We start from the raw sequence: 18,863 nt of genomic DNA, 5'->3' as shown, positions 1-18,863 counted from the left end.
AAAAACCCTCCCACCATGAGCTTGTGGTGTTCATTCTTCAACCCGGCCTATCGCCTTTCTCGCATCGCATGATCCGTCCAAGCTCATCAGCGCGGCGGGCTTCGCAGAGTTGGGTGCGATCTGAATGCAGAGAACATCCCCCTTTTTGACCATGCCTAAGGGGCATTCTACCCATAAGTGTGCGGTCGCTTCGCTCAACGGACAGCTCCTCAATTCGCCCGGAGTTGGAACAATGCCATTGTTTGTCTGAGGCGATCTCTGCCCGGCTCAAACATGATGCGGAGTTAGGGGCGTCCATGAAAATAGCTGTATTCGGGCTGGGCTATGTCGGATTTACCACCCTGTGCTGCCTTGCACACCAAGGCCATGAAGTGGTTGGGTTTGACGTCAACGGCCGCAAGGTCGCGGGCGTCAACTCCGGAATTGCACCGATCATCGAGCCGGGACTTGGCGAAATGCTGCTCCATGGGCTGGCGGAGCATCGCATCTCGGCGTTCGTGGAAGTCGAAGACAAGCTCGAAGACTGTGACGCCGCAATAGTATGCGTCGGCACGCCAAGCGGAGCGGACGGCGCCCACGACATGAGATTCGTGACTGAAGTCTCAAAGGAAATAGCGCTGCACGTGGGGCACAGCCTCGCGAAGCCGTTGACCGTCATCTACCGCTCGACCGTAAGGCCCGGAACAATGGAGGGTCTGATCGCACCGATCTTCGCAGGGTTGCTGGGAGACGCGGCGGACCGCGTTGAACTCGCCTACTGCCCCGAATTTCTGAGGGAATCTTCGGCCGTCAATGACTACTTCCTGCCTCCGAAGGTGATCATAGGAACGCAGGACGGCGAGCCAAAGCCAGCGTTAGACGAGCTTTTTGCCGGCTTCGAAGCGCCGCGCTTCGTGACGCGATTTGCGGAAGCCGAGATGACAAAATTTGTCGACAACAGCTGGCATGCGATGAAGGTGGCGTTCGCCAACGAAATCGGCCGGATCGGCCTTCAACTCGGTGTCGATCCGGCGAAAGTGCACGAGATCTTTGTTTCCGACACAAAACTCAACATTTCTCCATACTACCTGCGCCCCGGCGGAGCATTCGGTGGCTCGTGTCTGCCAAAGGACGTCCGTGCATTGCAGAACATCGTGGCGGACTGCGGGATAAATGCGCCTTTGATCGACTCGCTCCTGCGCTCCAATGACGCCCATAAATACTGCCTGTTCCAACTCGCCACAAAGGGTCTGAAGCCGGGAGCATCAGTGCTTCTCGCGGGCCTGGCTTTCAAGGCCGGAACGGACGACCTGAGAGAGAGCCCGAATATCGACCTTGCGCGCAGCCTGCTGAGGGAACGCTACAGGCTCTCGATTTTTGATCCGGCCATCGACGCCGGCAAGTTGGTCGGCGCCAATCTGGGTTATGCGTGGTCGTGGCTTCCGCAGTTTGCCACCCTGCTGGTGAGCAAGAAGCAGGCCGAAGCTCGACATTATGATCGGGTGATATTCGCAAACCGCACTGCGGGCATGCTTTCCTTCTCGAGGGCGCAGAGCGTGATCGACCTCAACGCGCTGTCGGATAGCGCAAACTGGCTGCCAGCCCCTCCCGCATCCCTGGAAGAGTCTGCTCAGCCTGGTGATGCCGCCCTGCCGTTCGATGTCAGGCGCGCTGTGGCTTAGGGGAGAGACATGTCCGCCATCTCAATGTTTGGGGCCGAACAAACTCGATCTGGCAGTCTTTCTGCCCGCAAGGTCTTGATGATTGTGGAGAACTTGCCAGTGCCGTTCGACCGGCGCGTTTGGCAGGAGGCGCGTGCATTGCGTGACGCTGGCGCGGAGGTTTCCATCATTTGCCCTGTCGGCGTAGGGGCGGAAGAGCATGAAGAGACGTTGGAGGGCATTCACGTCTACAGGCATGACTTGCCGGTCGAAGCCAAAGGCGCATCGGAGTTCCTCCTCGAATACGGCGCGGCGCTCTGGCACGAGACCCGCCTGGCATGGAAAATCCTGTTTAGGCATGGGTTCGAGACCATCCATGCTTGCAACCCGCCGGATCTGATCTTTCTCGTCGCTCTGCCGTTCAAGTTGCTCGGCAAGCGTTTCATTTTCGACCACCACGACATCAATCCCGAGCTTTACGAGGCGAAGTTCGGCAAGCGTGGGCGGCTGTGGCGGCTTTTGTGCCTATTCGAATGGATAACATTCAAATGCGCCGACGTCGTCATTTCGACCAATGAGAGCTACCGAAGGATCGCGCTCACCCGTGGCAGGAAGCGCGAGAGCGATGTCTTCGTGGTGCGGTCCGGTCCGGACCTGGCACGCTTGAGGATCGACTGCCCCGACCCCGGCCTGAAGAAAGGACGCAAGTTTCTCGTGGGCTATGTCGGCGTTATGGGGGAACAGGAGGGAATCGACCTACTTTTGCGTAGCGTCAAACATCTGGTTCATGAGCGCGGTCGGCAGGACATTCAGTTCGTTCTTGTCGGCAGTGGCCCGCAAGTTGGAAATCTCAAGGAATACTGCCAAAGTTTGGGGCTGAACGACTATGTCACGTTCACCGGTCGGGTTGCCGACGAAATGCTCTTCACCGTGCTTTCAACAGCCGACGTGTGTGTCAATCCGGATCGCGTCAATCCGATGAACGACAAGTCCACCATGAACAAGATTCTCGAGTACATGGCTTTCGGCAAACCAATTGTGCAATTCGACGTCACCGAGGGGCGTTTCTCGGCGGATACAGCCTCTCTCTACGCCCGCCCGGATGATCCGATCGACTTTGCTGACAAGGTTGAATGGCTGCTTGGCAACCCCGAACAGCGCAAGGTTATGGGTGATTACGGCCGCGATCGTTTGCAGCGGGAACTTGCCTGGAGCTATCAAGTGCCGAACCTTATCGCCGCCTATCAACGAGCCAGGGCCACCGCTCCGAGGAAGCCGTGAGCCGGGTCTTCCCTGCGCTCAGACGCGGTTCCATTTGTCGAGGATGCGCGAGGCGTCTGCTCCGAATCCAAGAGCCAGCATCACCTTGCATCGGTAAAGGCGAACCAGGACGACGCCGTACATGGCAAGCATGCGCGCCCTTGGGCCTTCGATGCGATCGGAAAAGCCCACCCGGAGCAACTCCGCCGCGGGCGAGAGCGCGACCGCGAAACTGCGCAAGATCCAGCGCGGCCGCCACCCTCGCTGAGAGCGTACCCGATTGAAATCGTGAGCAACATGCCGTTCCCATTTTGCAGCGATCTCAGTGAGATTCCGGCGGGCGGGATGAAACACTATCATCCCCTTGCGGTAGTGGGTGCGGAAGCCCTTGCGGAGCGCCCGCTGTCCCCAGTCCCTATCTTCCGCAATTTCAATCCCACCGAACGGTCCAACCGCAGACAGAATTTGTTTGCGCATCGCCAGATTGCCGGTCCCGGTATATCCCTGCTTGGTGATGTATTCGCGCATTCGGTAGGCAAAGACGCTTTCGTAAGCTTCAAGTAGGGTAAGTCGGTGTGCGTCCTGACGCGCAATCCTGACGTCGCCGCCTATGATGCCGATATCTTCCCTTTCTGCAAAGCAGCTTTCTATTTCGTAAAGCCAATCGGGATGGGCGATGCAGTCGGCGTCGATGAAAGCTAGCGTTTCGCCGCTCGCGTGGGCTGCGCCGCGGTTGCGCGCTGGCCCGGGGCCAGGTGTGCGCTCGAGAAGGAGCGTGACAGTGGGAAAGGAGGCGCAAAGGTCGCTCGGTATCTGTCTCGATCCGTTGTCGACGACAATGATCTCGACTTTTTGCTGCGGCGGCCGCTGCGCCTGCAAGGATGCGAGACAGCGCCTGAGCATTTCTTGCTGGTCGAGATGTGGGATGATGACAGTGATCATTTCGCGGTCCTCGTGGACTGCCCCAGGTCTGCTGCGGTAGTTCATTCCTCGAGCACTTGAGGTGAACACTCGACCAGCGCGATGCAGAAGTGCCATGAAGATCATAAATCGCGGGACGTATGCATCCAGTCGGCCAACTGGTTAGCAATGTGCGTCTTTTGTTCAGATATGTTCCGAACCGGCCTGGACAGATGATGACCCATTGGTGAGACGGAGCCCGACGCGGGTTGCGGGTGGTTACTGGGGTCCAAAACTGGTGGCGAGCTGTTCAGGGGCGGAAAATCTTTCATGGGAATGGAGGTTTGGCGTCTCCACCAGCGGCATTTTCGTCGCGCCCAATGCTGGCGCAGTCCATCTCTTGATCAATGATTGCCTCAAATGATCCGCAGCACCCCGATCGAGGGGTCTTCCCTGGTTGTCTCGGCAAGTGATTCATGGCGGGATTTTGCGGCCATGTGGCCGACCATGGCCAATCGGGGCTCGGCTCGCGCCTTCGTTTTCCAGACGGCCGATTTCTTAAACGTTTGGTGCGACACAATCGGGCCGGCGCGCGGCACTCGGCCATTGTTTATTGCGGTGGTAGACGAGCGCGGTGCTCCTCACGCGCTTTTGCCGCTTGGCATCGAGAAGCGCAAATTCGGCTTGAAGGTCTTGTCGTTCTTGGACGGTGGCGTCAGCGACTACAATGCGCCAGTCCTGTTTCCGCACGTCAAAGACTGGCGCCCTTCATTCGTAGGCAAGTTGTGGGATGCAATAGCAAGGATTGCACCCCCTTTCGACATCGCAGTTGTCGAAAAGATGCCCGAGCGCGTGTTCGACATCGACAATCCGCTGACGCCCTTGATCACGGCTCGTTATCCCCACAACGGGTATGTCATGCGCCTGCCCAGCAGCGTGGACGAGTTTGTCTCCGAGCGCCTCCCGCGAGCCCAGGACACGCGGCGCAAGCTTCGCAAGCTTGGTGAGCGCGGCACAGTCGCCTTCAGGATCGCGAGCACGTCCGCCGAACGCGACGAGATGCTCGAAGCGATGATGAGGCAGAAGTCGCGACGCTATATCGAAACGACTGGGGTCGATGGAATGGAGCGACCTGGCTATCGTGCCTTTCTTCGGCAGGCCGCGCTCGAGCTTGCCCCACGAGGCTACGTCCATATTTCGTCGTTAAATTTGGGCGGCACGGTCCTGGCGGTGCACTGGGGATACAAGGACGATAGCAGATTTTACTACATGATGCCGAGTTTCGAAGCGGGCGAATGGGTTCGTTTCTCGCCCGGTCGCCACTTGCTCAACCATCTGATTGAGTGGGCGATAGACGCTGGCATGAAGGAGTTCGATCAAGGTCTTGGCAACGAGGATTACAAGACGGAGTATTGCGACGCTGCGATACCACTCCACCAGATCGAGATCCCGAGAACGATGCGGGGTCAGGCCGATCTGCTGGTGCGCAGGTTGAAGATGTCCCTCCGCGACACTCTCGTGTGGCATTCGCTCAAGGGCCTGCGAACCGCGTGGCGGATGCGCAAAATTCCGAGAAGGTAAGGACTGCGCACAGTGACGAACCATCTGCAATTGTTGGGGCTTTGCTGCCAGTCGTTAGACTATGATATCCGATCGCTGGCGTGCTGGAGGCAGACGGCCGCCGCGCGCCTGTTTGTGCCAGCTTGGCCTGTTAGCACTAACGCGACTACCCCCACCGCGAGCGCTGTCGCAATCGCTATGGTTGTCATTCCAGCGTGAATGCAGCTGCCTCATCAATTGACGGCGACAATCGATTTGGTCATCCCCAGCACCCGCTCCTTGAAGAGGTCAGAGCGAGGAAAGTGATACCTCATCTCGGTCTGTGACAGGAGCTCAATCTCCAGCACATCCTTGACGGCCTGTCCCTGGTCTGGCCGCGACGGTGACAACGGCCAGCGTCGGATCAACTTGGCGCGGGCTGCCTGGGGCAGGAATTGCAGGCCCGGGAAGAGGTAATGCGGCTCAATCGGGAAATACCGATAAGGGGTTTGCACCCAATGATGCGGCGCCAAACCGTGGATGATCGAAGCGAGGTCGGCACGGCGCGCGTGCCCACCCACATGTTCAATCAAGGAATTCGAATACACGATGTCGAATTCCATGGCTCGGATTTCTGCAGGCGGATCGCAGGCGTCGCCCTGCACGACTCTGATCCAGGCAGCCGTGCTCGTCTGGGGTAGGAGATTGACTACCGTCACCCATTTGGGGCGAACCGGACTTCTCTCCCAATGAACCACCGTTCCGCCGAGATCGACCACGCGCATTCGTCCGATGTCGGGGAAGCGCCGCTGGAATTCCGCCCACCGTCTTCTTCGCAAGGTCGTCGCTATCGATCGCTGCTCTCGCGGATCGGTGATGAATTGGCGCAGCTGCAGCATTTCACTCATCAGACTGCCTACCCTCTATAGCGCCCCCTTTTCCACCGCGGGAAGGGAGGGCGCCCGGTCGAAATCGACACCATCTTAGCTGACGTGGCGATGAGTGGAGCAACTTCGGAAGTCGCTCTCATTATTCATTGTGCTGAACTAGCCATCCACGAAAGAATAAGCCGGCGCTCCGGCCACCTGAATGCGACCGGATGCCCTTCGCGCCCCACATCAGCCAAGGAAGGTGATTTCAGTCCTTGGCGAGCTGTGACCCGGACGCCGCAAAAGCTATTGATCCGTTGCCAGGCATTCGTCGCAGCGAGCCAGATTCCAGACCTGGCATCCACGCGTCCTTGCCCACGGGCGGCTGGCAACGGCATCACCGGGTAGGTTCCTCATCAGTGACGAGCGCCTCGCGGCTATTGCCTTTACCACTATCGGCGCTCCGGCTCTCTCGCTTTTGGGTAGCAATCGCCCACCGTCTCTTTGTGTACGATGCTCTCTCGGCGCCTTTGGACCGGCAAGTTGGAACTGGCTCCAAGCGGCTGCGGCTTCGAATCGATGGCGACGCCACTAAACTTGAGGAACAAAAAACCATGGAAAAACCAGCGAACGGAGGTCCCTTACGCCCTGGCGATGTCGTCGAGGTGCGCTCCGCGGCTGAGATTGTCGCGACACTCGACAGGGATAGCGCCCTGCACGGGACAGTGTTCATGCCGGAGATGATAGCATATGTCGGCCAACGCTTTACGGTGTCGCGGCGCGTCGACAAAGTCTGCAACATGGTTGATGAAAGTGGCTCTCGTCGAATGCGCGGGACGGTCTATCTTGAGGATCTGCGCTGCGACGGGTCGAGCCACGGCGGATGTCAGGCAGGTTGCCGTATTTACTGGAAAGAGGAATGGCTGAGCAAAGTCGGTGACAACCACGCCGCGCGTTCTGGGGTCGCCAGCATGGCAGCTTCCGCAGAGCTCGAGCGGACTGCCGGCACCGCTACGCACCCGGCCACCCCGGTGGATGAAAGCGGGGCGCAGGTCTGGCGATGTCAATCGACTGACGCTCTCAAGGCATCCGAGCCCGTGAGGCGACGGGATTTTGGGCAATATTGGCGCGAATTGACGAACGGCAACTTCAAGCCGATCCCGTTCGTAGCCCTTCTGGTCCGGGCCATAATAATGGACGCGCTCCATCATTTCGGGCTGATAAGGACGCTCCCCTTGCAAGGTCCGAGTAAGGTTGGCTCCAAGCGCGAGATGCTCGGCCTGCAGCCTGGCGAGCTGGTCCGGGTACGGTCCGCGGAGGAAATCGCAGCCACGCTCGACCATCGCGGCGAAAGTAGCGGCCTCTCCTTCGACCGCGAGATGCTTCCCCATTGCGGCGGCACGTTCCGTGTAAAGACTGCCGTGCGGCGGATCGTGGATGAGAAAACGGGCCGCATGCTGAAGATCCCCAAAGACTGCATAATCTTGGACGGTGTCGCCTGCTCAGGCGAACTCAGCGTCAACGGTCGATGGTTTTGTCCCCGCGCGATTTATCCGTTCTGGCGGGAGTCCTGGCTCACCAGGGTCGGCGACGCCGGCGATCAGCCTACCGAACAGTCGTGCCACCGTTAGAATAGCGTGGGGTCTTTTCGAAACAGACTCAAAAAGCACTGGTGGACCTCTCTTCAAGGAGGAGGGGATATGGGTGAGTTCCGGGATAAAATGTCTCACCACTCGCGGGGGAATTGCGACGTCACACCGACAGTCGCCCGTTCCCGCCACGTTCGTACTCCTTTCGTTTCTGGCTGCCATCACAGGCCGCTCTGTTGGCTCGATTAGGTAGTTGCGCGCGCCATGTGTCCCACCCAAACTTCTGCTGCGACCGATCTCACCGGGCCGTCCAAATGATGCCAAATGTTGTCGATTGGAACATGTGCGGCCGAACCCTAGAAAGTCGCCTGGCCGAAACGGGCTTGGTGGGACCGAGCTTCGATGAAGTGAGATTGGCCGCGGCAATCACAGTCCTTCTGCATCATGCCCACGGTTCGATTCACGATGCGAAGGCAGATCTCCTCTTCGCGTTCAGCGGGGGATTTCTGCATTTCGGTCTTCTCGCGGTTCTTGTTTTCTTTGCAATCAGCGGCTTTCTGGTGGCCCCAGGCTTGGTCCGGTCGGGCAAGGTAATTGATTATGCGACAAGCCGGGTGCTCAGGATTTTTCCAGCCCTCATTGTCGTAGTGATCTTATCCATGATCGTGCTTGGTCCGATCCTGACAATGCTGCCGCTGCAGCGGTATTTCTCTGACGATTTCGGCTTGCCACTCTATGCGAAGAACATTCTCACGCTCACTTATGATTTTCTCCCCGGGGTACAGTTACCGGACGGCCATCCCGCAATTGTCAATGGCGCGCTCTGGACGCTGCATTTCGAAGTTTTGTCCTATATTGCGTTAGCAGTGATGAGTATGGTCGGTATCCTAGGTCGACCACGGCTTCTATTGTCCGTGTTGTTTGTAGCCTATGTCCTTTATGTAGCGAACGGAATCTTTCCTGCCGTCGCCGAACGGCTGCCTGGTCGTTTTGTTACCTTCATCAGCCTCTTCGTCTATTTTGCTTTTGGCGTCGCTCTATCCACTTTCCGTCGGACAATACCCTACTCGGCTGCTTTGGCGGGTCTAGCGTTCCTCATCTTGATAGCTTCGCTTGCGTATGGAGCAGGTATCGTCGCGGCGCCGCTCTGCCTGCCATATCTCGTTGTCTTCGCAGGGCTGTCGAACCTGCCAGGGCGCTCGTTCGTCAGGCGCGATCTGTCTTACGGAGTCTATCTCATCCACGCGCCGGTTCTTTGCTACTTCAGCATCATGTATCCCGGGATACATTCGTGGCAATTTGTGGCGCTGGTGGCGATGATGGTGACGCTGCCCTTGTCGTATCTCTCTTCCATCCTTGTCGAACAGCCAGCTCTGACCAGGAAAAAGATCATTGCCGGGTGGATTGGCGGCCGGCTTCACTTAATCCAGTCGACCATGATTCGACTGGTTCGCGTGTAGGAAATCGGCACGTGAGCAGTGTTGCTGGCCAACCGGGGTATTGGAGCCCCAAAGTTAAAAGTCCCGACCGCCGCGCCGGCTTTGGCGAGCGCTTCGAATCCACCAACCAGTTCGCGCGAAGCGGTCCGGCCGCGCTGTCCGGGAAGAGAACCTCCTGGCCGGTATGGGTGTTTCTTATCTCGCTTGAAATACCTTGGGTTTTCTACATCGGGCCGCTTCGGCTCTCGATCTATCGCCTTGTGCTTTTAGCATTGATAATGCCCTGCGCCGTCCGATTATTCTCAGGCAAGGCCGGCCGGATAAGGCTTGCGGATATCTCGATCCTGATGCTTGCCGTCTGGTCGCTGATCGGTCTCATTGCAAATCACGGGTTGGTCGCCGGGGCCCAATCTGCTGGGATCCTCTTTATAGAAACTGTAGGGCCATACATGCTTGCGCGATGTTGGATCCGTGACGCGGCCGACTTTCACAACGCCGTTCGCCTGTTTTTTTGGATCATCGTGATTTTGATGCCGTTTGCCGTAGTCGAGTGCCTTGGCGGTGGCAACATCCTGCTCAAGGTGTTCAGTGTCGTCTTGCCTGTCAATGATTACCCGGTCGTTCAACGACTAGGTCGCACGAGAGTTATTTCAATATTCGACCATCCAATTCTATTCGGATTGAACGTAGGAAGCGCCGTGGCCCTCACTTACCTTGTTCTTGGCTACAAGAAAACTGCAGCTCACCGGAATTTCAAGGTCGCACTGGTCGTTGTGACAGCGGCAACCTCTCTATCGAGCGGGCCAATCGCAGGCATGGCCGTGCAAATCTTTCTGATTTTTTGGAACACTTTGCTCCGAGGAAATAGACATCGTTGGAAATTGCTTATCGGAGCGGCGCTCTTGCTGATCGTCGCGGCTGAGATTGTCTCCAATCGATCGGCAATCACGATCGTGACACAAATGATTGTGCTCGACTCCCAAACATATTGGTATCGACGTTTGATCTGGGAGTATGGGTCCGCGACCGCGCTGAGCCACCCCATTTTCGGGATCGGAATGAACGATTGGGATCGCCCAGGATGGATGCCGAACGGCACCATAGACAATTTCTGGCTTCTTGAGGCAATGCGTTTTGGCTTCGCTGCCCCGATCTTCTTGCTGCTGGCAGGATTCTCGACCGCCATCGCCACGGCTCTCAGAAGAAATATTGACGAGAGGCTCGATCGTTTTCGGACAGCCTACCTCATCACACTGGGGTTCCTGTTCCTCATCGGATGGACGGTTCATTTCTGGAACAGCACTTATGTTCTAGCTCTATTTCTTCTGGGAAGTGGCGTTTGGATCCTTGATGCGAAACCCGCCCAAAGCGAGTCGGCGGAGACGGATGCCTATTCCGCGGTATCGTCCCCGGCGTGGCTCGAGATGAGCTCCAGGAGACGTGACATATTCGCCACGTTTCCACCGGGCGGGACGGATGAACAATCATTGCGTTAAGCGACGCGATTTTTGATGGAATCGAAGACGTGAAAGAGATCGGGAACGAAGCCGTGGCGAGAACCGGTCGCGACGAAGAAATGTCGCAGCCAGGAGGTGCGCGCGTGTCCGTGGTAACGGTGACGTACAACAGTCGCCGGCATCTGAAAGCATTCCTCGATTCGCTTCAGACAGGACTCGACGGAATCCAGGATTTTGAAGTCGTCATTGCGGACAATGCGTCCAGCGACGATAGCGTTGCCATAGCACTCTCTCATCCCGTCCGACCGAGAGTTATAAACGTTGGGTGGAATTCGGGTTACGCCGGCGGCATCAACGCGGCTGTCGCGACGGTTGGAAAAGACTCAACCCTGCTCGTGTTGAACCCTGATGTGCGGCTGCTGCCCGGTGCGGCCCGATTGCTTATGAATCGGCTGCTGGATCCCACCGTAGGCGTGGCCGTGCCAAAGATCCTTGATGAGGACGGCAGGCTCACGCTTTCTCTTCGACGCGAGCCGTCACTGAAGACGGCATGGACGGATGCGGTTGTGGGAGGGAAACTTGGGACTTGGATCGGAACAGGCGAGAAGATCAGCGATCCAACGCGATACACGGCCGATGGATTCGCTGATTGGGCTGAAGGCTCGGCAATGGCAATCTCGGCGCGCGTGCGCAAGCTCGTGGGAGACTGGGACGAGTCATTCTTTCTTTACAGCGAGGAAGTCGACTATATGCGAAGAGTCCGCGCCGTTGGGTTGTCAATCGCATATGTCTCGGGAGCAGAAGTGATCCACATCGGTGGAGAATCTGGAACCAACCCATCCCTGTCTGCGCTGTTGACGCGCAACCGAGTCCAGTACTACCGGCGCCATCACGGCTTTCTCTTGTCAGCGATGTTCCAAACGGCTGTGGTTTTGGGGGAGGGAGTCCGCGTGGGCACGGGGCCGACACATCGGGCAGCTCTTTGGGCGGCGCTAACCGCCCAGTAGTCTCGCAGCCAATCTACCGATTCATACTGCTATTGTGTTTCTCCGCCAGGCCGCGTGGTGGTTCTCTGCTGGGACGTAGCCGGGTCGACGATGTCCTGCATCGAGGTGGCCACATACACCTTGACCACGTCGCCGGGCACAAGCGACGTGGTTTCTGACGCGTTCATCTCTTTTGGCCCCTGCCGATCTTGCCGGATGATGACCAGTTTCAGGTCGGAACTGCCCTCGGACGTGGCCCCCGGTACGACGGTGCTGGCTGCCAACAGGAGTTGGCGGATCGTATATTCCCGCGATCTCACTTCCGCGAGCTCGCTCAGCGCGTCTCGCAATTGTGTCGCAACCTCCGTCTGGCGTTGGTCGCTAACGCTGAATTCCTGGCGCGTCGTCTCGCTCAGACCTTGCCGCGCGCGCATCGCGTCGATGTCTCCTTGTGCATGATCGGCCCGCATCTGTCCGAGCACGCGCCTCAGTTCTGACCATCGAGATGACAGTACTATGCCCTGCTCGACAAGCTTGGTGATCTTGGCGACCTCTGTCTCGGTCTGGGTGATTTCCTCACCGGTGTCCTTGCTCTTGGTCGCCAACATATCCAGTTCGCGCGTATACATGTCACGTAGGTCGGAGAGTTTGTCCACCTGCCGCGTCTTCTCATTGGCACGTGCCGTGAAGAGGGTACCTTCCAGTGCCATGATCTGGTCGACAAGGTCGCGAGCACCGGCGCCCGTCAATTCGGCCGGAAAGTGGATTTCGGCGTCTCCGCCCAGTTCGGCCTGCAGCCTGGCGATACGGCCGAGCAGCCGCAACTGTTTGGTGTGGATCGTGGTCAGTTCGCCAAGCAGGCTGATATCGCTCTGTCCTGCCTTTTCCGGCGGAGGTCGATAGCGCCCGCCGGCCAAGGCCACTGCCTGCAATACGGTCAAATCCGGCCTGAATTGATACGCGCCAGGCGTGGTGACCGCTCCGACGACGTAGATCGATGGAAACTGGGCTATTTCGATCGATACATCTGGGGGGGAGATCAGGCCCATCTTGTCGTGGAGCGCCGCCGATATCTGGGCGGCAACCTCGGCGCTCGTTTTGCCGCTCACATCGAGCGAACCGACGACGGGTACCCCTATCGTGCCCTGGCTGGACACAAGAAAATCGCCGCTGAGAGCTTCCCAGCGCTGGTACTCACCCTTCGAGGGGTTCCACTGGATGATCGAGATGTGGATCTTCGTTTGCGCGGCGAGCCGATAGTCGTCGGCCTGAGCGCCAGCAGCAAAGAACATGGGCGCGGCGCCGGCGAGCAGGGCCGCCGCAAACCTTCCATGGCGAAGGCGGGCAATTGGGTTTGAAGACACTCTTCCTCCTCGACGCGTGCGCTCTCGAGCGGATCGTTGCACTGGCATTCCTAGCAGCCAAGAATAGGTCCCGAGCGAAACCGAGTGAACGCAAGAATAGGACCGAGGCGACGGCCAAAAGGAGAAGGTCCATCGTCGAAAGAAGGATACTTCATAGCTTAACTCGACCTTAGGAAGTGCTTCCACCGATGGGATCGCTACGCGAATCTGGCTGGCACGCAACGAGTGTGCCGGCGCTGTTGTTTCGCCGTCGACATGTGCAGGGATCTTTGACGGCGAGTCGATTTGAATGAACAGCCAAGATTTCCGTTTTTACGCCTCGCTCTATGTCCAGCGGCTGCGCTACCTGATCATCCCGATCATGATGGCGACGGTTGCCGGATTCGCGGTCGCGCTCTTGCTTCAACCGATATACCGGTCGGTGGCCAAAATTCTGGTCGACTCGCCTCGTATATCAACAGAACTTGCCCGTTCATCGGTCACAGCGGATCCCATTCAGCAGCTGCAAGTTCTTGAGCAGCAACTCACGACAAGAGCCAGTTTGCTCGGTCTGGCCGAGAAGTTTGCGATCTTTCCCAAGGCTGATGTCTCCGACGACGATGTCGTTGCACAAATGCTTGCAAGAACCAAGATCGAGCCGGTTGTCCTGAATAATCTGGGTAGCGGCAGCGGCGGGGCTATTGCCTTTACGATTTCATTCGACGCAGCCGACCCCATTCTCGCCGCTGATGTCGCCAATGCTTACGCAAACGCCATGCTCGAAGCGAACGAGCGCGAGCGCAAGGCTGTGGCCGACGACACGCACGAATTCTTCAAGCGCGAGGTGGAACGCCTGGACGCGGCGCTGAAGGACGCCCAAGAAGCGATCCTGAGCTTCAAACTGGAGCATAGGGAGGCTCTGCCTGACAGCCTCGAGTTTCGCCGCATGCAGCAGAGAGCCTACGAAGAGAGGCTGGGTCAAATTCAACGCGAGATCATTTCCCTTCAGCAAAAGCGTTCGATGATTCAACAGATATCGGCTTCGGGGGGGCAGGGAGCAGCGGCTGACGATCAGCAACTGACCGAGTTGCGGCGTTCGCTTGCCGAGCAGGAGACGATCTTCAAGGATGGCAGTGCGAACCTTGTGGCGTTGCGGACACGGGTCGCCGATCTCGAGAAACGCATCTCCGAAAAGGGCAAGACCGCAATGGATGCCCCACGCGCCGCCGGGATGTCCCCCGAGCTTCGCCTGCAGTTGGCCGACACTGAGGGTCAGCTCTCCTTGATTGCGCAGGAGAAGGAATCCATTGGACCGCTGCTTGACGACCTGACGCGATCGATCGCTGACACAGAAATGAACACTACCAAACTGCGCGCGCTCGAGCAGAATTACGAGGCCGTGCAGACGCACTACAACGAGGCAGTCGCCAGGTTGGCGGACGCATCGACCGGACAGCGTATCGAAAAGGAAGCAGTTGGCCAAAAGCTGTCGCTTATCGAGCCGGCGACCCCACCGGACAAACGTGTCTGGCCCAAACGGCAGGCGATCGTTCTTGGAAGTTTCGGGGCAGGCTTCGGATTGAGCTTCGGCATTTTCGCGCTCACGGAAATCTTCTTCCCAACCATTCGCCGTCCTGCCGATCTTGCAGCCGTGTTCCGGGGGCAGCCTTTTGCCACCATCCCCTATATTGCGGCCGATAGCCTGAAACCTGCGCGTAGGATGCGCCTGGGCGTAGCCGCCCTTATACTGCTTGTGGGCAGTAGTCCGATCTTCCTGCTTGTAGATTTTCACCCGCCCGCAAGTTTCGGGGCAAACAGTGCGACCTCGAAGTAGCCAACGGCCCCACATCAAGGAACGGATACGTGCCGCAGGAGACCAGAACATGCCGGCAAAGGTGAAACTCCAGCCCGCGGCGCATGCGGCCTTGGAAGTCGTCGCACGGCAATCCATGGTATCGGTTGACGAGCATTGGGCGGGACTGGAACGTGTGGAACTCGATGGCGATAGGGCCCGCGAGGCCCGGCTCGTTACATTCGCGGCTGGGGACCCTGCTCAAGCCAGCTTTGATGTATTGCGCACCAAGGTCCTCAGGTGTCTCAATGTCAACAACTGGACCACTGTAGCGATAACCTCACCGGAGCCCGAAACCGGAAAGTCAATCGTGGCCGCCAACTTGGCGTTCAGCCTCGCGAATCTGCAGAGTTGCAGGGTCGTTCTTCTGGATCTGAATCTTCGGCAGCCTCAGATCAGTTCGATATTGGGTCTCGGCATGGCCCGAGCTACTGAGAGTTTTTTGCAAGGGCGATCTTCGATCAAAAGCACCTTCGTGCGCTATGGTGAAAATCTTGCCGTGAGCGCCAGTTCGCACGGGGTGACCCGTTCGGCCGAGCTACTTCAAAGCCAATCCGCTCGCACGGCAATGATACAACTCCATGACAAGCTTTGCCCCGCGGTGGTTATCGTCGACCTGCCTGCAGTTCTTGGCAGCGACGACGTTCTGGCGTTCCTGCCCAACATTGACTGTACGTTGCTTGTAGTAGGCGCCGGAACGACCACTATGGCAAAGATCCACTGTTGTGAACAGGAACTGGTAGGCGAGACAAACCTCCTGGGGATTGTCCTGAATAAATGCCGATATGGACACGATGGCGGCTATTACTGAGCGATTGGCGGGTTCGTATTTCTCGAGCACGTTCACGGCAGGGCCATTTTGCGCCCTCTCGCGGTCGCGATGAGCGTGCGAAATCAAATTTATTACGTCGCTCTACCTCTTTCGTTCGGGAGCCTACGAGTTTTCTCGGATGACAATGATCCTTGTTAAAATATGCTTGCGATTACGGGAATGGGGGAAGCAATGACAAGGTTTATCGCACCTGCCGCAATAGCATTATTTTTTACGTTCTGGGACACGCTTCCAGGTCATGCGCTGGCATCATGGTACCCGTCAGGCGATCGGGGTGGAGATACGAGCCGATCCGCTCCCGGTCCTGTGATCGGCATTGGCTTTCCGGCGCTGGCTGCCTTTGGCGGCTATGTGTGGTATCGCCGTTGGCAGCGTGGCAAATGATCGGCACGGCCCCGACTGATGGCCGCTGAGCCACAGCCCACATGAATGTCTTACGCAGGCAAATCTACTGCGGTGTGGTGGCCACGGGATTTGCAAACGGAGCAAGCGATCGTGTCGCGGAGGCGCTTGCCCGTGACGGCACGATTTCGGCGCTGCTGGAAATGTTCGGCGTCAGCCTCGTGGTTTGGCTGGCGCTGGGCGTAACCTTCTGGCTATTTATGGATTCCGAGCCTGAGCGTGCTCACCGATCGGATTTCTACATCGCCGGCTTGGCGGGCTTTGCATTCCTGGTTCCCTTGCCTCAACTGAGCTGGTTGGCACTGGCTGGCGTGGCCGCCTATCTGGCGCTGACGTCGCGCGAGGGGCCGATGCGCAGGGCCGCGGTCGTGTTGGGAGCCATAACGGTTCCGATGTTTTGGGCCCGGATGGCCTTTGCGGTATTCGGAGGCCCCATCCTTGCAATCGATGCAAGAATGGTGGGCTGGATCGTTGGCACGGGCGCAGCGGGCAATACAGTGCCGTTCGCGGACGGTTCCGGCGTAGTTTTCCTCCTGCCGGCCTGCTCGTCGCTCACGAACCTCTCGCTGGCTCTTCTTTGCGGCGTGATGATCGTGAAGTTTTATGGTCTGAATTGGTCGAGGCCGGTCGTTCGCGCCGTAGTCGCCACGTGTCTTACGACAGTGGCTATCAACCTGGCCCGGATTAGCCTCATAGGTCTTATGCCGGCTTACTATGACATCATCCACGGAAGGGTAGGCATCTTGCTGGCGGAATGGACGACGAACCTCGCGGTGATGGCGATCTATGCCGGAGCTTTGCGGCCCGATGAACAGATTCACGCTTAGCTTTGCCTTCGGCCTTTTGCTGGCCCTGAGCGTCAGCCTCAAGGTGCTTGGCGGTGGTATTGGTCAAAGCGTCACAGCGGACCATCCGGCGAACGAAGACATCGCTGCGCTGCTCCGCGCCAACGGATTTGCCTTCACTTTATCGGAGCCGAACACCGACCCCCAATGGTTTTACGCGACGAAGGAGACATGTCAGCTGAAGATTGCCGACGTCTCAGTTCAAGGTTGGCACCGATCGATGCTGGATCGGCAGGCGAAGGATCGAGTGCTGCTTTATTCAGTCGAAGGGAAACTCTACGAGCATCAGCCGATTCTGATGCCGATGGTTCATCACTACATCGGGAGAGCCCTACGGTATGCTGGCATTAAAACACGCCCAGTGGTGGCAAGGGCTATTATCATCGGCCCCCGATGTTCACTCCCACCAATCGCCACAGCTGATCTCGAGCGGCTTTCATAGATCGGCCAAAGTCAGTCTCGGGCTGAGTTTGACCCATCCAACCAACTTTTGAGGTAAGACAGTTCCCAATCCCATACAATGGACAGGTTCCTAACTGCGAACCAAATTGCGAGAATGACATTCGTCTCAGCTTCATGGCTCATGGCTCAGGACAGATGCAATGCAGGTCATGTTGTATATCTTGGCTGTATGGTTCGGACTTGGAGCGTTAGCGGGATTGACCCTGCTTGGAACATCCATCGTCTTTCGGCGGTCTGAATTGCCACTCGCGATGCAGATCGCCGATACGCAGCACCGCCAGCTTCCAGTTAGCGCCTTGCCGCAAACCGTCCGCCCGGCGGTAACAGGGCAAACGCAGCTTTAGGCACGATAGCGATTTCCGAAACGTCAGATGAATTTCGGCCGATCGCGTATTGCGCGGGGTCCGCATCGGGGCACGTGATGTGGCGATATCTTTGAGCGCTGAGCTGACCAGCCGATATTGCTCGGCTGGGTCAGCGTCAGGCCACTTGACGCAGATTTGCGGAAAACTGCTACATCAGATCCCTGAGTTTGTAAGCGACCTCGGTTCGGTTCGTCGCCTTGAGTTTCTTCATGATATTACGGATATGAACCTTGACGGTGCTCTCGCAGAGATTGAGCTCGTATGCGATGATCTTGTTCGCCTTGCCTTTGCGCAAAGCTTCGACGACCGCAGCTTCCTTGCTCGTAAACACGCCAGTTAGTGGTTTAGGCGAACTCTCCGTTGCACGGATTGTTTCTCGAAGAGCAAGTACGGCGTTGGCCGGCACGAAGATACCGCCCGCCCGAGCGAGGCTGATCGCCTCTGCCGCGACCTTCACCGAAACGTTAGTCGGAATATAACCGCGGGCGCCGCTTTCCAGCGCCGTCAAAATGTCGGCCGGAGCCTCTGAATCCGCCACGATAATGACTGGGACGCCGCCGACCAATGCTATGAACTCTTGCAGTTCGGATCGCACGATCGGGTCGGTTATTTTTTTACCGTTAAGGATGGCTAGGATCGCCGAGGCCTCGACCTGCAAGTCCTGCAATTCCAAGAAAGACCCAACCGCTCTCACCTGTACGACCGGATCAAGAGAGAGAAGGCTACTGGCCAGACACTCCCGTTCGAGGATTCGCTGATCAACGATGACGACCAGGCTGTCGCCGCGATGATCTTCTTCAGTTTCTGCCCGACTAGTCCCGCCAAGACACAGCGCGGGATCGTTCTGGTCCACCTCTATAGACTTACCCCAATGCCCGCCAGGTAGAGGTCGATTCATCGTACCTACTCCATTTTACTTGTTCGGCTGTTGTTGTCTCCATACGTTATCCGGGCCCTACGACCCACCGCACCAACTGCTCGGCTAGAAGTGCCAGGAAGACAGATCTTTAATCCATATCATCCCGCAGGATGATCCCCACCACGGCTTCCGTCCACAAACCCCAACCTGCAGCTGTATCTTAC

The 18,863-nt window shown here is 57.7% G+C and carries 16 protein-coding genes; 12 read left to right on the top strand and 4 right to left on the bottom strand.

Annotated elements, in window-relative coordinates:
• Positions 1–296: 296 nt before the first annotated feature.
• Together FJ980_RS07920 and FJ980_RS07915 are read left to right on the top strand one after the other, a co-directional pair.
• Positions 297–1,661 carry a nucleotide sugar dehydrogenase gene (locus tag FJ980_RS07920; RefSeq protein WP_140542362.1) on the top strand — a complete coding sequence of 455 codons (1,365 nt, stop codon included), beginning with the start codon at positions 297–299 and terminating at the stop codon, positions 1,659–1,661.
• A 9-nt stretch (positions 1,662–1,670) separates the two neighbouring features.
• On the top strand, positions 1,671–2,921 hold the full coding sequence (locus FJ980_RS07915) for a glycosyltransferase family 4 protein (protein WP_246676351.1): 1,251 nt from the start codon (positions 1,671–1,673) through the stop codon (positions 2,919–2,921).
• Between the two features lie 18 nt (positions 2,922–2,939).
• Here the strand turns inward: FJ980_RS07915 and FJ980_RS07910 are convergent, their stop codons facing one another.
• Entirely contained in the window at positions 2,940–3,842 is a 903-nt protein-coding gene (locus FJ980_RS07910) for a glycosyltransferase family 2 protein (protein WP_140542361.1), read from the bottom strand.
• A gap of 378 nt (positions 3,843–4,220) precedes the next feature.
• Between FJ980_RS07910 and FJ980_RS07905 the strand changes: the two genes are divergently transcribed.
• Positions 4,221–5,381 carry a GNAT family N-acetyltransferase gene (locus FJ980_RS07905; RefSeq protein WP_140542360.1) on the top strand — a complete coding sequence of 387 codons (1,161 nt, stop codon included), beginning with the start codon at positions 4,221–4,223 and terminating at the stop codon, positions 5,379–5,381.
• 212 nt (positions 5,382–5,593) lie between these two features.
• On the opposite strand, the gene FJ980_RS07900 is transcribed toward FJ980_RS07905, so the two are convergent.
• Positions 5,594–6,247, bottom strand: a complete 654-nt coding sequence (locus FJ980_RS07900) for a class I SAM-dependent methyltransferase (RefSeq protein WP_210243734.1) — start codon at positions 6,245–6,247, stop codon at positions 5,594–5,596.
• 575 nt (positions 6,248–6,822) lie between these two features.
• Here FJ980_RS07900 and FJ980_RS07895 point away from each other — a divergent pair.
• The 4 genes from FJ980_RS07895 (at position 6,823) to FJ980_RS07880 (ending at position 11,700) form a co-directional block, all read left to right on the top strand.
• Positions 6,823–7,839 (top strand): hypothetical protein, encoded by a 1,017-nt coding sequence (locus FJ980_RS07895; protein ID WP_140542359.1) that lies wholly within the window; start codon positions 6,823–6,825, stop codon positions 7,837–7,839.
• Between the two features lie 272 nt (positions 7,840–8,111).
• Positions 8,112–9,257, top strand: a complete 1,146-nt coding sequence (locus tag FJ980_RS07890; protein WP_140542358.1) for an acyltransferase — start codon at positions 8,112–8,114, stop codon at positions 9,255–9,257.
• A gap of 11 nt (positions 9,258–9,268) precedes the next feature.
• On the top strand, positions 9,269–10,732 hold the full coding sequence (locus FJ980_RS07885) for a hypothetical protein (protein ID WP_140542357.1): 1,464 nt from the start codon (positions 9,269–9,271) through the stop codon (positions 10,730–10,732).
• A gap of 29 nt (positions 10,733–10,761) precedes the next feature.
• Positions 10,762–11,700: a glycosyltransferase family 2 protein gene (locus tag FJ980_RS07880; protein ID WP_246676350.1), complete on the top strand. Its 939-nt coding sequence runs from the start codon at positions 10,762–10,764 to the stop codon at positions 11,698–11,700.
• 29 nt (positions 11,701–11,729) lie between these two features.
• Here the strand turns inward: FJ980_RS07880 and FJ980_RS07875 are convergent, their stop codons facing one another.
• Positions 11,730–13,043, bottom strand: coding sequence for a polysaccharide biosynthesis/export family protein (locus tag FJ980_RS07875; protein WP_181181138.1), 1,314 nt, complete (start codon positions 13,041–13,043; stop codon positions 11,730–11,732).
• Positions 13,044–13,332: 289 nt separating this feature from the next.
• On the opposite strand from FJ980_RS07875, the gene FJ980_RS07870 reads away from it, so the two are divergent.
• The 5 genes from FJ980_RS07870 to FJ980_RS07850 all read left to right on the top strand — a co-directional run bounded on the left by FJ980_RS07870 (position 13,333) and on the right by FJ980_RS07850 (position 17,759).
• Positions 13,333–14,856: a lipopolysaccharide biosynthesis protein gene (locus FJ980_RS07870; protein WP_140542355.1), complete on the top strand. Its 1,524-nt coding sequence runs from the start codon at positions 13,333–13,335 to the stop codon at positions 14,854–14,856.
• A gap of 49 nt (positions 14,857–14,905) precedes the next feature.
• Positions 14,906–15,685 carry a CpsD/CapB family tyrosine-protein kinase gene (locus FJ980_RS07865; RefSeq protein ID WP_140542354.1) on the top strand — a complete coding sequence of 260 codons (780 nt, stop codon included), beginning with the start codon at positions 14,906–14,908 and terminating at the stop codon, positions 15,683–15,685.
• A gap of 446 nt (positions 15,686–16,131) precedes the next feature.
• Positions 16,132–16,935: a hypothetical protein gene (locus FJ980_RS07860; RefSeq protein ID WP_140542353.1), complete on the top strand. Its 804-nt coding sequence runs from the start codon at positions 16,132–16,134 to the stop codon at positions 16,933–16,935.
• The gene (locus FJ980_RS07855; protein ID WP_140542352.1) at positions 16,916–17,395 is read left to right on the top strand and encodes a hypothetical protein; all 480 of its coding nucleotides are present in this window, start codon (positions 16,916–16,918) and stop codon (positions 17,393–17,395) included. The genes FJ980_RS07860 and FJ980_RS07855 overlap by 20 nt, the downstream gene beginning before the upstream one ends.
• A gap of 160 nt (positions 17,396–17,555) precedes the next feature.
• Positions 17,556–17,759 (top strand): hypothetical protein, encoded by a 204-nt coding sequence (locus FJ980_RS07850; protein ID WP_140542351.1) that lies wholly within the window; start codon positions 17,556–17,558, stop codon positions 17,757–17,759.
• A gap of 169 nt (positions 17,760–17,928) precedes the next feature.
• Here the strand turns inward: FJ980_RS07850 and FJ980_RS07845 are convergent, their stop codons facing one another.
• Positions 17,929–18,678, bottom strand: coding sequence for a response regulator transcription factor (locus tag FJ980_RS07845; protein WP_140542350.1), 750 nt, complete (start codon positions 18,676–18,678; stop codon positions 17,929–17,931).
• Positions 18,679–18,863: the final 185 nt, after the last annotated feature.

It is taken from the genome of Mesorhizobium sp. B1-1-5, assembly GCF_006443065.1.
Taxonomy (GTDB): domain Bacteria; phylum Pseudomonadota; class Alphaproteobacteria; order Rhizobiales; family Rhizobiaceae; genus Mesorhizobium.
Note: the sequence above shows the minus strand (reverse complement) of the source record. Positions and strands in the feature narration are given on the sequence as shown.

Coding starts and splice junctions, on each gene's coding strand:
- FJ980_RS07850 (WP_140542351.1), top strand. CDS start 17,556: ATGCAGGTCATGTTGTATATCTTGGCTGTATGGTTCGGACTTGGAGCG.
- FJ980_RS07845 (WP_140542350.1), bottom strand. CDS start 18,678: ATGAATCGACCTCTACCTGGCGGGCATTGGGGTAAGTCTATAGAGGTG.
- FJ980_RS07860 (WP_140542353.1), top strand. CDS start 16,132: ATGAATGTCTTACGCAGGCAAATCTACTGCGGTGTGGTGGCCACGGGA.
- FJ980_RS07865 (WP_140542354.1), top strand. CDS start 14,906: ATGCCGGCAAAGGTGAAACTCCAGCCCGCGGCGCATGCGGCCTTGGAA.
- FJ980_RS07870 (WP_140542355.1), top strand. CDS start 13,333: ATGAACAGCCAAGATTTCCGTTTTTACGCCTCGCTCTATGTCCAGCGG.
- FJ980_RS07855 (WP_140542352.1), top strand. CDS start 16,916: ATGAACAGATTCACGCTTAGCTTTGCCTTCGGCCTTTTGCTGGCCCTG.
- FJ980_RS07905 (WP_140542360.1), top strand. CDS start 4,221: ATGATCCGCAGCACCCCGATCGAGGGGTCTTCCCTGGTTGTCTCGGCA.
- FJ980_RS07910 (WP_140542361.1), bottom strand. CDS start 3,842: ATGATCACTGTCATCATCCCACATCTCGACCAGCAAGAAATGCTCAGG.
- FJ980_RS07895 (WP_140542359.1), top strand. CDS start 6,823: ATGGAAAAACCAGCGAACGGAGGTCCCTTACGCCCTGGCGATGTCGTC.
- FJ980_RS07920 (WP_140542362.1), top strand. CDS start 297: ATGAAAATAGCTGTATTCGGGCTGGGCTATGTCGGATTTACCACCCTG.
- FJ980_RS07900 (WP_210243734.1), bottom strand. CDS start 6,247: ATGAGTGAAATGCTGCAGCTGCGCCAATTCATCACCGATCCGCGAGAG.
- FJ980_RS07890 (WP_140542358.1), top strand. CDS start 8,112: ATGATGCCAAATGTTGTCGATTGGAACATGTGCGGCCGAACCCTAGAA.
- FJ980_RS07915 (WP_246676351.1), top strand. CDS start 1,671: ATGTCCGCCATCTCAATGTTTGGGGCCGAACAAACTCGATCTGGCAGT.